Here is a 13,259-nt window from a genome sequence, read left to right as displayed (position 1 = left end):
TTTCTTTTCAGCTATTTGCTAATAGTTGATGGATTTCGGTCAGTTTCTTATCGGCTATAGTACATTTTCCTTTGGCGAGAAAGATGTTTATATAGCAATTGACCGCCCTTATGAAAATTACGCTATATAAATATATAAGCCTCTTAGACTTATATATTTGGTTATTTTCTCTGAATTAATAAACCTCGTAATTTTGGCCGGTTTGAGCCCCGTCTACGCTTTTCCTAAAAGCGAGTGCTACACGGCTGGCAGGAACTGCGTTAAAACCTGGGAAAAATTCACCATATTTATCTAATGATTCCTGCAAGACATTAGGGCTAACGCTGTTTATACGAATTCCCCTTGGCATTTCAATTGCCGCAGATTTTACAAATGCCTTGACACCACCATTTGCCATAGCTGCTGATGCCCCTTGCAGAATAGGGTCATCCATCATAATTCCAGTTGTTAAAGTAAAACTGCCTCCATCATTAATATAATTTATCCCTAAAAGTACTAAGTTAATTTGGCCTTTGAGTTTACTTCTTATGCCCACTTCATTTAACTCTGGGGTTAATTCCAAAATTGATCCAAAATGTGCGCTACCTGTTGCACTGACTACAGCATCAACTTTTCCAATTTTTTCATACATATTCTTAATACTATCAACGGATGTGATATCAACTATAATATCTAATCCGCTCCTTCCAGCACGAATAACTTCATGATTTTTTTCTAATTCTTCCGTGATTGCTTTTCCTATTGTACCGCTTGCTCCAATAATAATTACTCTCATTTCTATTACCCTTTACTGATTAATGAAATTTTTGCGACTACATCGTTGCATAGAGAAATATGACTTTTAACTCGATATGGTTGTAACTCTCTAATGATACTAGACTATAAAATAAAATTTACAATTCTAATGATTGCATGAAATAGCTTGGCGGGGAGGTTAATGCGTGTTGTGTATTTTTGATTTATTATTTTGGTGTTTTTGACTTAAATATAGTGTTTTAGTTTTTAAATTTAATTTTTTATGTTTTTTATGGTCGCCTACAGGGTTTATGAAATCTTTAGCAAGACAACTTTTCTTCTATCTGAATGATATTAATGTTACTGATTCAAATGTAAAAGTCTTATACCGGAAATTCTTGGGAATTCAGGCCCTATTTCTTCATTGTCTCAATTACCCGACAAGCGCCATTATGAGTGTCTCAAAAAGGAGACATTTAATTATTTGATTTATATATATTTTTATTTTCATGATTTCTGGTGTCTGTAATTGGCGACAGAAGACAAATTTTATTTATGCCAGAAACAAGATATTTTGTAGCTGAAACGTTAAGTTTTTTATTTTTAATAATAAAATCAATTTGTTATGATTTTAATTTTAACGTTGGCACGGAACCTGCATTAAGTTAGCCCAGTTGCTCATTCAACTTCTTATGTCGGTCCACAACAAGGTGGAGATATACCACATAAACTATCGAATGATGCCAGAGTAAGGTGCCTACCGTCCAACTCAGTGATATCGCTTTCGGGCCTTATCAAACATCGGGCGACACGTGGAGTGAGGCACCAACCTATGTTTGACTGTAGATAAACAGCAGACATACGTTATCCTCACTGGCGGGGTAGTAGCAAAAACTACTATCCCGCCATCATAATTCCAGGTTTCTGCCTGCGCCATTGTTGATTGTTCGCATCTTAACTATTTATCAGTAGCAGCAAAATTTACCCGCCGATGGGTTTTTCTATCTGCCCTTTGTCGGTTAGCATAAGTGTACTGGCAGGTTGTGAGATGATTTCCTTGAAAAAATGGCGTTTGTTTCCGCGCTCATTGCGCCAATTAGTTGTCATGGCCTTCTGGCTGGTGTTATTGCCGTTATTGGTTTTGGCTTATCAGGCTTATCAAAGTCTTGATCAGCTCAGTGAGAAAGCGGCCGATATAAACCGTACCACGTTGGCTGATGCCCGCCGCAGTGAGGCGATGACGGGTATTGCGCTGGAGATGGAGCGCAGTTACCGCCAATATTGTGTGTTGGGGGATAAAACGCTGGAAAACCTCTACCAAAGGCAATATCGACAATATTCTAAGATGCTGAAAGATCAGATGGCGATACTTGATGATCAGCAGCATATTAAGACGCTTGACAACTTACTGTTGCAATTAACAAAAATCACTTGTCTCAATAGTGAACCCACCGAACCCGCCGCTCAGTTGCTTGAACAGTTCTCTGATGCCAATAGTCAGATGGTACAGGCTACCCGTGATGTTATTTTCAGCCGGGGAGAGCAGCTACAGAGAGATATTGCTGATAAAGGCCAATTTTTTGGCTGGCAGAGTCTCATTTTGTTTCTGCTTAGTGCATTACTGGTCGCGTTATTTACCCGTATGATTATCGGGCCGGTTAAAGGTATTGAACGAATGATTAACCGACTGGGCGAAGGGCGATCATTGGGGGTTCGTATAGATTCTTTTCCGGGGCCAAGAGAACTTCGTTCCTTGGCGCAGCGGATTGTTTGGCTCAGTGAACGATTGGCCTGGTTGGAATCACAGCGCCATGAGTTTTTGCGTCATATCTCTCATGAATTGAAAACACCGCTGGCAAGTATGCGGGAAGGAACAGAATTATTGGCTGATGAAGTGGCAGGCCCATTAACGGCTGATCAGCAAGAAGTGGTTGCGATTCTTGATAATAGTAGTAAACATTTACAGCAATTGATCGAGCAATTACTGGATTATAACCGTAAACTGGCAGATAGCCCGATGGAACAACAGCAGGTTTCTTTACGGGAAATTGTTGATGAAGTGGTTTTATCACACAGTTTACCGGCGAGATCAAAGAATATTCTGACAGAAATTCAGCTTAATACTGATATTTGTTGGGCAGAACCGACACTATTAATGCGGGTTATTGATAATCTCTACTCCAATGCGGTGCACTATGGCGCTGAATCCGGTAACATCTGGGTTTCAAGTCGTCAGATCGGCAAATGTGTTCAAATTGATGTTGCCAATACAGGTACACCAATTCCTGAATCAGAACGTAGCATGATTTTTGAACCGTTCTACCAGGGAACGCTCCAGCGTAAAGGCGCAGTGAAAGGCAGCGGTCTTGGGCTCAGTATTGCGCAGGATTGTATTAAGCGTATGGGGGGCGAACTGTTATTAATTCAGAGCGAATTTGCTGACGTCTGTTTTCGTATTGAATTGCCATTAACTGCTGAGAATGAATAAATAATGCATAACAGGTCTACTTACCGTTTTGTACAAAAGACGGATCGGCAGAATATTGCAGTGCAGCCTGAGAAAAACGCTTTTGTCGCCAGACTCTTGTTACCGCGAGTTTCAGTTTGGGGTTTCAGAATAATTCCGCTGATCTTTGCCCCTTTTTTATTGACGGGTTGCGTCAAGGCTCCGGTTAATCACGATTTAACCACAGTTGCCCAGATGGTAATCCCAGAACAGCAGGTGACAGATTATCGTGTCGCAGATTGCGATGTGATGTGGGATATAGAGACGCCGCAGTCGGTTGAGAACGCGCTTTACTGGCTGCGACTGATAGACTGTTCAGATCTCCTGACGTCAGCCAGAGCCCGTAATATAGCGAAATACATCGTTCCGGCTACTTGGGATCTGGCTTTCAGGCAAAGTATTTTGCTTAACAGTGCTGGGCCAACGTTGGCTGAACGTCGGAAAATAGTTGAAAATCTTAATAAATATCGGCTGAGATTCCCAGAACCATTGCGACCATTATTAAAATTGTGGCGCGAACAGCAGATTCAGCAAATTGCAGTTGCGGAAGAGCGGGCAAAATTCCAAAAATTACAGGCGGATACGGATAATAAAATTGATAGCCTGCGCGAAAGCCGTGCACAGCTGGAATTTGAACTACAGGAAACGTCCCGTAAACTGGAAAACCTGACAGATATTGAGCGTCAGCTCTCTTCCCGTAAGCAAAATCAGGGTAGTACTGGCTCAGGCAGCTCAAATGAACATACTGAGACGCCGGCAGCAGCATCACCCAGCGAAAACAGCAAGCCAGGTAATACCTCTGAATCAGATAAAGGAGCAGCACAATGACCGCGCGTAAGCCAGCCCATCTTCTTCTGGTTGATGACGATCCGGGTTTGTTGAAATTACTGGGAATGCGTCTTACCAGCGAAGGTTTTCGTGTCACAACCGCAGAAAGTGGCTGTGAAGCGCTGAAACTGTTAGTTAAAGAAAAGATCGATTTGGTGATCAGCGATTTGCGTATGGATGAAATGGATGGTATGGCGTTGTTTGCTGAAATCCAGAAGCAGCAACCCGGTATGCCGGTCATTATTCTGACGGCTCATGGCTCCATTCCAGATGCAGTAGCGGCAACTCAGCAAGGCGTCTTTAGTTTTCTGACCAAACCTGTTGATCGGGATGCGTTGTATAAAGCAATTGATGGCGCATTGGCGTTATCCACCCCCGCTGGTGATGAACAATGGCGGGAACAGATAGTTACCCGCAGTCCCGTTATGTTGCGCTTGTTGGAACAAGCACGAATGGTTGCGCAATCCGATGTGAGCGTGCTGATAAACGGCCAGAGTGGTACGGGGAAGGAAGTGTTAGCCCAAGCAATTCACCGCGCCAGTCCACGGGCGAAAAAGCCATTTATTGCGATTAACTGTGGCGCGTTGCCGGAACAATTGCTTGAGTCAGAACTGTTTGGTCATGCCAGAGGGGCATTTACCGGTGCGGTCAGCAGTCGTGAAGGGTTGTTCCTTGCTGCACAGGGGGGAACGCTGTTTCTTGATGAAATTGGGGATATGCCGCTGGCTTTGCAGGTTAAATTATTGCGGGTATTGCAGGAGCGTAAAATACGCCCGTTAGGAAGTAACCGTGATCTGGATATTGATGTGCGGATTATCTCAGCGACTCACCGTGATTTGCCGAAAGCAATGGCAAAAAATGAATTCCGTGAAGATCTTTATTACCGCTTGAATGTCGTTAACTTGAAAATTCCTGCTTTGAATGGCAGGGTTGAAGATATTCCTTTACTGGCGAATCATCTGTTGCGTGAATCAGCGAAGCGCCATAAACCTTTTGTCCGTAGTTTCTCTGCCGATGCAATGAAATGTTTGATGGCGGCAAGTTGGCCGGGAAATGTGCGTCAGCTGGTGAATGTCATCGAACAATGCGTCGCGTTGACTACCGCACCGGTGATTAGTGAAGCGCTGGTTACACAGGCGCTGGAAGGGGAAAACACAGCATTACCTACTTTTGCCGAAGCCAGAAATCAGTTTGAGCTGAATTACTTGCGTAAGTTGCTGCAAATGACCAAAGGTAATGTGACTCATGCCGCGCGTATGGCGGGGCGTAACCGGACTGAATTCTACAAATTACTGGCGCGTCATGAATTAGATGCGAATGATTTTAAAGAATAACTTTTCTGCTGCTCAGGAAGTTTTTACACTGAAAACTGATATATAGATAGATTGATGGCCCGGGAGAGCCAAATTGTATGAGCCGTACTCTTAATATTACCCTCGCACAGCTTAATTGGGTGATTGGCGACATTGAAGGCAACTGCGAACGTATGTTGCAAACAGTGCAGGAACAACAGCAACAAGACGCTGATTTGGTGATGTTTTCTGAACTGGCGCTATCCGGTTATTCTCCAGAAGATCTATTATTCCGCGCTGATTTTCATCAGCGTTGTCGCGAGCAGCTTATACGTTTACAGGCTGCCAGTTGCCAGACCGCTATTTTGGTTGGTCATCCTTGGGAGCAGGATGGGGAAATTTACAACGCGCTTTCCTTATTCTGGCAAGGGGAAATCTTGGCCCGTTATTTTAAACAACGGTTGCCGAATTATGGTGTTTTTGATGAAAAACGCTATTTTAAAGCGGGCGATCAAAGCTGCGTGGCACCATTCAAGGGATATAACCTTGGTCTGCTGATTTGTGAAGATTTATGGTTTGATGAACCGGTTGATGCTTTGAAACAGGCTGGTGCGGATTTAATTCTTTCTATCAATGCTTCTCCATATAACCGTGAAAAGCCTTATATCCGTTATGAATTAATTAAAGAACATTGCCAGCGTACAGATTTACCGATGATTTACCTTAATCAGATTGGTGGTCAGGACGAATTGATTTTCGACGGTTGTTCCAAAGTCTTTAATGCCAGTGGTGAAATAACTCACCGGTTGGCCGCATTTAATGAACAAATCCAGCAGTGCCGTTTTAATGAATTAAATATCGAACCTATGGTTAATCCGGCGCCTCAATTACCGCCATTGCAGCAGATATATCAGGCGTTAGTGCTTTCAGTACATGATTATGTCTGTAAGAATGGCTTTAAAGGCGTTCTGTTAGGCTTATCTGGTGGTATTGATTCTGGCCTGACGTTGGCAATTGCAGTTGATGCATTGGGTAAAGATCATGTACAGGCGGTGATGATGCCGTTCCGCTATACATCTGAAATGAGTATAGAAGATGCCAAAGAACAGGCCGATATGCTGGGTATTGAGTTTAATGTGGTATCGATCGAACCGGTATTTGATGCGTTTATGACGCAATTTGAACCTCTGTTTGCTGGTACTGCCAAAGATACCACCGAAGAGAACTTACAGGCGCGTTGCCGTGCCGTTATTTTGATGGCGATGTCCAATAAGCGTCATCGTCTGGTGCTGACGACCAGCAATAAGAGTGAATCGGCTGTGGGATATTCCACATTATACGGTGATATGGCGGGTGGTTTTAATGCGCTGAAAGATGTACCGAAAACATTGGTATTTGAATTGGCAAAATATCGTAATACCGTTTCTCCGGCGATACCTCAAAGAGTGATTGATCGTCCGCCATCGGCAGAATTGGCGCCGGGGCAGCTTGATCAGGACAGTTTACCGCCATATGACATTCTGGATGATATTTTGGAGGGTTATGTGGAACAGGATCAATCAGTTGAAGAGCTGGTGGCAGCGGGTTTTGATGAACAGGTTGTACGCAAAGTGATTCGTCTGGTTGATATCAACGAATATAAACGTCGTCAGGCGCCGGTTGGTCCGCGTATTACCCCACGCAATTTTGGTAAAGACAGACGCTACCCGATTACCTCTGGTTTCGGTCGTAAGAACTGGTAACAACAGGAAAACTTCATGAAAAAGATTGATGCGATTATCAAACCCTTCAAGCTGGATGATGTACGTGAAGCGCTGGCTGAAGTGGGCATCACCGGTATGACTGTGACAGAAGTAAAAGGTTTTGGACGTCAGAAAGGGCATACAGAACTGTATCGCGGTGCAGAGTATATGGTGGATTTTCTGCCAAAAGTAAAAATCGAAATTGTTGTGGCAGATGATATTGTCGATACCTGTGTTGAAACCATTATGCAGACCGCGCAAACCGGAAAAATCGGTGATGGTAAAATCTTTGTATTCGATGTTGCCCGTGTTGTGCGTATTCGTACCGGTGAACAGGACGAAGAGGCGATTTAGATAATTTAACTTTGGGGGTGGTAACAGGCAAATCAAAGGCCACCCTCTAATAAACATTGGGATCTTGATAGATAGCCGGTGTTTGCTGACCGTAGTCTGAGGTCTGAATAGATTAAGCGATGAAATATTTGCATATAAAATCAAAGTATTCGGAGGGTTTTATCTGGCGACTGGCAGAACAGTCACCGAAGTATGAGTATCGACCGTGAAACGGTGATGAAAATCACCGGACTGAGCTAGAGTGAGCTTGAACAAATGTCCGACAAACTGACTATTGATACGTTATCGGCATAAAAATGCTTGAGTCAATGCACGAAACGCATAGAAGCGGCACATTTACATTCCAAGCGATAAGACCGAGTTTGAATCTATGTGCTTCTGAAATCTCTGTTCTTAAGCAGAATTGGGGTTAAATATATTAATCAGCGATGGTAGATGCACATAATAAGTGTAACGATGGTAGATGCACATAATAAGTGTAACATCGTTAATCTAGATAAGGTATTTCAGCATCTTTTTAATCCGATTTATTCATGATTTTTAAAATCAATGGAGCTGACGTCCAATGGGACGGGCTCCATGACAAACAAACTCAATTAAACTAAAAAGTTAAATCACTTTATGCGGACCGAAGCATTCATAGTGAATATATTGCTTATCAATTCCCATATCTAATAGTTGTTTTGCTACATATTGCATAAAGGGAACCGGGCCACAGAAATAGAAATGCATTCCTGCCGTTTTCAGTGCGTCATTCAGCACCGCCATATCCATAAAACCTTTGTGTTGATAATGGACGCCTTGCTGGTCTTCATCTCTTGGTTCACGGTACCAGATGGTGCTGCTAAGATTTGGCATTGCCTGTGCAATAGTGGTCACTTCATTGGTAAACGCATGATGACCGCCGTGTTCCGCCGCATGTAACCAGTTAATCTGATTGTTGTGATTTTGCTGGTGGAGGTGATGCAGCATACTTATCATGGGTGTCAGGCCGACGCCGGCAGAAATCAGCGTAACCGGTGTCTCTGGCTGAATATCAAGGAAGAAATCCCCACGTGGAGCGGCCAGCCAGACAGTATCGCCTTCTTGCATCTTATCATGCATATGGTTGGAAACTGTCCCTTGTGGCTCACGTTTGATAGCAATCCGGTAGCTGGAACCGTTTGGAGCTGCTGTCAGCGAATACTGGCGAATTTCGCGGTTATCAAAACTGTCATCTTCCAGATAAATGCTCAGATACTGGCCGGGTTTATAATCCATCACCTTCCCGCCATCTTGTGGCACAAATTCAAAGCTGCAAATCACATCACTTTTTACCTGTTTCCGGTTGATAAGGAATGGGCGTAAACCACGCCAACCACCATCAACTGATTCGTCATGATGATAAATCTGCTCTTCACGATTGATAAAAACATCAGCCAGCACACCGTACGCTTTTCCCCAGGCGTCCAGCACTTCATTTCCCGGCTGGAACATTTCATCTAATGTTGCCAACAAGTGAGTTCCGACAATCTGATAATGCTCTGGTTGAATATTCAGGCTGGCGTGTTTATGTGCGATTTTTTCAACTGCCGGCAACAGTACTGCCAAATTATCAATATTGGCTGCATAGGCGCAGATAGCATTAAACAGGGCTTCACGCTGATCGCCATTGAGTTGATTGCTCATGTTAAAAATATCTTTTAGCTCAGGGTTATGTTTGAACATCCGCTCATAGAAATGGGCGGTTAGTTTCGGGCCAGTGGCAGAAAGCAGTGGAATAGTTGATTTGACAGTTGCAATGATTTGACTATCCAGCATGGTGAAGCTCCTGAATCTCTTTCAAGTGATAATGAAAGTTATAACATGTAATTTAAATACAACTTATAATTTTTTGAGGATGTTGTAAATATAAAGTGTGGTCTTTATGGTGAAAAAATATTCTTGGGAGATATTTACACTAAGGCGGGGGCTGACCAAGGTCACAAATTCCGATAATGAGGGAAAATACAGGAAGTTTTTGTTATGCCTGTAAAGAACCGATGCCTTGCTGTAATTGATGTGCAATCGTTTGCGTAAAATATTTTGTCAAGACTATCTCATTCAGTGAAAAGGGTTTACACTGTGTGCCATTCTGCCCTTTGGGGTGTTGTTTGAAGAGAAGTTAGCTGAGTCTGGAGAACCCAATGTTAAAGCGTGAAATGAATATTGCTAATTATGATCCCGAACTATGGCAGGCGATGGAACAAGAAGTTGTTCGTCAGGAAGAACATATCGAGTTGATTGCCTCTGAAAACTATACCAGTCCAAGAGTCATGCAGGCACAAGGCTCCCAGCTCACTAACAAATATGCTGAAGGTTATCCGGGTAAACGTTACTACGGTGGTTGTGAATATGTAGACGTTGTTGAGCAACTGGCGATTGATCGTGCTAAAGCGTTATTCGGTGCTGATTATGCCAACGTTCAGCCACATTCGGGTTCTCAGGCGAATGCGGCGGTTTATATGGCTTTGCTGCAACCGGGTGATACTGTGTTGGGGATGAATCTGGCACATGGCGGTCATTTGACTCATGGCTCTCCAGTTAACTTCTCTGGTAAGTTATATAACATCGTACCTTACGGTATTGATGACAGCGGTAAAATTGATTATGACGATATCGCGGCGCAAGCCCAAAAACACCAGCCAAAAATGATTATCGGTGGTTTTTCTGCTTACTCCGGCGTTGTTGATTGGGCAAAAATGCGTGAAATTGCAGACAGCATTGGTGCTTATTTGTTCGTTGATATGGCGCACGTCGCTGGCCTGATCGCCGCAGGCGTTTATCCTAACCCGGTTCCTCATGCTCACATCGTGACGACTACCACGCATAAAACACTGGCGGGTCCACGGGGTGGTTTGATCCTGGCGAAAGGTGGTAACGAAGAGCTGTATAAGAAACTGAATTCTTCTGTATTCCCAGGTTGTCAGGGTGGACCTCTGATGCATGTTATTGCCGGCAAAGCGGTTGCACTGAAAGAAGCAATGGAGCCGGAATTCAAAGCATATCAACATCAGGTTGCTGATAACGCTAAAGCAATGGTTGAAGTCTTCCTGAAACGCGGCTACAAAGTGGTTTCCGGTGGTACTGAGAACCATCTGTTCCTGCTGGATCTGGTTGACAAAAACATCACCGGTAAAGATGCCGATGCTGCACTGGGCCGTGCCAACATTACGGTAAATAAAAACAGTGTACCCAATGATCCGAAGAGCCCATTTGTGACTTCCGGTGTGCGTGTTGGTACGCCGGCGATTACCCGCCGTGGTTTCAAACAAGCTGAAGCGTGTGAATTGGCTGGCTGGATGTGCGATGTATTGGACAACATCAATGATGAAGCGATCATTGAAGCGACTAAGCAAAAAGTTCTGGCTATTTGTGCAAAATATCCGGTTTACGCATAAATTATAATTTCAATAAGTCATTACAAAACCTGCTCCGGCTGACATTGTTTGCTTAAGCGAGATATTTAGAGGAATGACGGATGGATTTTCCGTAGGAATGTCCATCTTAGAATAGCCCTTGGTATCTTAATTTCTTAAGCTAATCAAGTTAGTTTTGAGCGGGTTTTTTGCACTTTTAACCAGGGAGGATTAATGGTTATTCAGTCGACACGTTGGCTGGCGTTAGATTATTTCACGTATTTCTTTTCTTACGGGATATTTTTGCCTTTCTGGGCAGTCTGGCTCCAGGGTGAGGGAATAAAACCCGATATGATGGGGATTTTATTGGGTGCGGGCTTGGTTTCCCGTTTCCTGGGGAGTTTATTAATCGCGCCTACCGTTAAAAATCCCGCAAAACTTATTTTCGCGCTGCGTGTATTAGCATTGCTGACCCTGATTTCTATTATCGGGTTTACATTGGGAAATCACTGGGCATGGCTGCTGTTCATTATGATTGGTTTCAACCTGTTTTTTTCGCCGATGATGCCATTAAGTGATGCATTGGCGGGAACATGGCAAAAACAATTTCCTTTTGATTATGGCAAAATACGCGTCTGGGGTTCCATTGCCTTTATTATCAGCTCGGCGCTGACCGGGGAATTGATCTCTGTCTGGGGACATCAGGTTATTCTGATAACCATACTGTTCAGTGTTTTGTCAACGTTGTTGGCGACATTGCTTAAACCCTCCATCATGCCTGTTGGTGAAGCCAAGTCAGCTAAAGTTGATGTTGTGTCATTTAAACAATTATTGTCTGAAAAATCAGTATGCCGGTTCCTGCTATGCGTGGCTTTATTGCAGGGCGCTCACGCGGGATATTACAGCTTCAGTGCGATTTACTGGGAAAAAGCAGGTTACTCCGCTGCGGTAGTTGGTTATCTTTGGTCGTTGGGGGTAGTGGCTGAGGTGATTATTTTTACGCTGAGTAATAAATTATTCCGGCGCTGGAATGCCCGTAATCTTCTGTTGCTTTCCGGTATATGTGGGGTTGTCCGTTGGGGATTAATGGGCTCATTCACGATATTACCGGTGTTGATTATCATTCAAATCTTGCATTGTGGTACGTTCACTGTCTGCCATTTGGCAGCCATGCGTTTTATCAGCGCGAGAAAGGAAGGGGAAATTGTTCGTTTGCAGGCGGCTTATTCTGCACTGGCAATGGGGGGCGGTATCGCTGTTATGACGGTAGTTGCAGGATTTATGTATGATTATCTGCACAGCGGTATTTTCTGGGTAATGGCCTTAGTTGCTTTTCCTGCTATTTTCCTGCGACCACAGGTTAAAGCTCATCATTATTAACAACATGAATTCAGTTTCTTATGATATTTTTGTAAGAAACTGGATACTTCTAATAATAATGTTTTCATGAGATATCATGTCGAATAAATTAACAATAAAAGATATTGCACGTCTGGCTAATGTCAGTAAATCAACCGTCTCGCGGGTATTAAACAACGAAAATAGCGTTAGTCCACAAGTACGTGAAAGAGTTGAAACAATTATTCATCAAAATAACTTTATTCCCTCTAAATCAGCGAGAGCGATGCGAGTGAAAAGTGACAAAATTATTGCTTTAATTGTGTCACGATTGGGATCTTTTTCGGAAAATTTATCAATAAGTGCGATGTTGCCGCTGTTTTATCAGCATGGTTATGACCCCATTATCATGGAAAGTAATTTTGATCCCCAGCTTTTACAGGAACATCTGCGTCAGTTGGCATTACGTCATGCAGATGGTGTTATTTTGTTTGGTTTCACCGGATTGCCGGAAGAATCCCTTTTGCCCTGGCGTGACAAAATAGTGGTATTTGCGCGCGAATATACTGATTTTTCTTCTGTATGCTATGACGACGTTGGTGCTGTTCGTTTATTAATGGATGAACTTTATCAACAAGGTCATAGAGAGATCAGTTTTCTTGGTGTACGCGATTGTGATGCCACGACAGGTTTTCGTCGTCATCAATCCTATCTGAATTGTTGTGAACAGAAGGCGTTACGCCCGCTTTCCATTCAATGTGATTTAAACTATCAGAGTGGCTTTCAGCATGTTGACAAGGTATTAAGAAAGGAAACGACGGCCTTAATTTGTGCAACCGATAGCTTGGCATTAGGCGCATATAAGTATTTACAACAAAATAACCGGGAAGATATACAAATAGGCAGCATTGGTAGTACTCCTTTGCTGAACTTTTTGTACCCTGATACGATCTCTGTAGATTTGGGTTATGGTGAAGCTGGTAAATATGCCGCTGGTCAATTAATAGCTCAAATAAACCAGAAATGTCCTAAACAGCAAGTAATCATTTCGAGTAAGTTGGCTTAAAAATAAGAATATTGTTGATTC

The 13,259-nt window shown here is 43.2% G+C and carries 10 protein-coding genes; 8 read left to right on the top strand and 2 right to left on the bottom strand.

Annotated elements, in window-relative coordinates; genetic code table 11:
• Positions 1 to 175: 175 nt before the first annotated feature.
• The gene (locus tag LGZ99_RS07655; protein WP_262979001.1) at positions 176 to 775 is read right to left on the bottom strand and encodes a short chain dehydrogenase; all 600 of its coding nucleotides are present in this window, start codon (positions 773 to 775) and stop codon (positions 176 to 178) included.
• A 1,008-nt stretch (positions 776 to 1,783) separates the two neighbouring features.
• Between LGZ99_RS07655 and LGZ99_RS07650 the strand changes: the two genes are divergently transcribed.
• From LGZ99_RS07650 to glnB, 5 genes are all read left to right on the top strand, one after another.
• Positions 1,784 to 3,223, top strand: a complete 1,440-nt coding sequence (locus LGZ99_RS07650; protein WP_023044228.1) for a sensor histidine kinase — start codon at positions 1,784 to 1,786, stop codon at positions 3,221 to 3,223.
• A 3-nt stretch (positions 3,224 to 3,226) separates the two neighbouring features.
• Positions 3,227 to 4,069: a two-component system QseEF-associated lipoprotein QseG gene (gene qseG / locus LGZ99_RS07645; protein WP_262979000.1), complete on the top strand. Its 843-nt coding sequence runs from the start codon at positions 3,227 to 3,229 to the stop codon at positions 4,067 to 4,069.
• Entirely contained in the window at positions 4,066 to 5,403 is a 1,338-nt protein-coding gene (gene glrR / locus LGZ99_RS07640) for a two-component system response regulator GlrR (RefSeq protein ID WP_021323916.1), read from the top strand. The genes qseG and glrR overlap by 4 nt, the downstream gene beginning before the upstream one ends.
• A gap of 77 nt (positions 5,404 to 5,480) precedes the next feature.
• Positions 5,481 to 7,103 carry an NAD+ synthase gene (locus tag LGZ99_RS07635; protein WP_036838176.1) on the top strand — a complete coding sequence of 541 codons (1,623 nt, stop codon included), beginning with the start codon at positions 5,481 to 5,483 and terminating at the stop codon, positions 7,101 to 7,103.
• A gap of 15 nt (positions 7,104 to 7,118) precedes the next feature.
• Positions 7,119 to 7,457: a nitrogen regulatory protein P-II gene (glnB, locus tag LGZ99_RS07630; protein ID WP_004847623.1), complete on the top strand. Its 339-nt coding sequence runs from the start codon at positions 7,119 to 7,121 to the stop codon at positions 7,455 to 7,457.
• Positions 7,458 to 8,066: 609 nt separating this feature from the next.
• Here the strand turns inward: glnB and hmpA are convergent.
• On the bottom strand, positions 8,067 to 9,257 hold the full coding sequence (gene hmpA / locus LGZ99_RS07625; protein WP_036838178.1) for an NO-inducible flavohemoprotein: 1,191 nt from the start codon (positions 9,255 to 9,257) through the stop codon (positions 8,067 to 8,069).
• A 365-nt stretch (positions 9,258 to 9,622) separates the two neighbouring features.
• Here hmpA and glyA point away from each other — a divergent pair, with 365 nt between their 5' ends.
• The 3 genes from glyA to treR all read left to right on the top strand — a co-directional run bounded on the left by glyA (position 9,623) and on the right by treR (position 13,238).
• Positions 9,623 to 10,876, top strand: coding sequence for a serine hydroxymethyltransferase (gene glyA / locus LGZ99_RS07620; protein WP_036838181.1), 1,254 nt, complete (start codon positions 9,623 to 9,625; stop codon positions 10,874 to 10,876).
• A gap of 192 nt (positions 10,877 to 11,068) precedes the next feature.
• Positions 11,069 to 12,214, top strand: coding sequence for a 3-phenylpropionate MFS transporter (locus LGZ99_RS07615; protein ID WP_036838183.1), 1,146 nt, complete (start codon positions 11,069 to 11,071; stop codon positions 12,212 to 12,214).
• A 76-nt stretch (positions 12,215 to 12,290) separates the two neighbouring features.
• Positions 12,291 to 13,238 (top strand): trehalose operon repressor TreR, encoded by a 948-nt coding sequence (gene treR, locus LGZ99_RS07610; protein ID WP_021323912.1) that lies wholly within the window; start codon positions 12,291 to 12,293, stop codon positions 13,236 to 13,238.
• Positions 13,239 to 13,259 lie beyond the last annotated feature (21 nt).

Origin of the sequence: Photorhabdus temperata, from assembly GCF_025384845.1 — a bacterium.
Classification (GTDB): Bacteria; Pseudomonadota; Gammaproteobacteria; order Enterobacterales; family Enterobacteriaceae; genus Photorhabdus; species Photorhabdus temperata.
The sequence above is the reverse complement of the archived record's forward strand: the minus strand, read 5'-3'. Positions and strand labels throughout refer to the sequence as shown.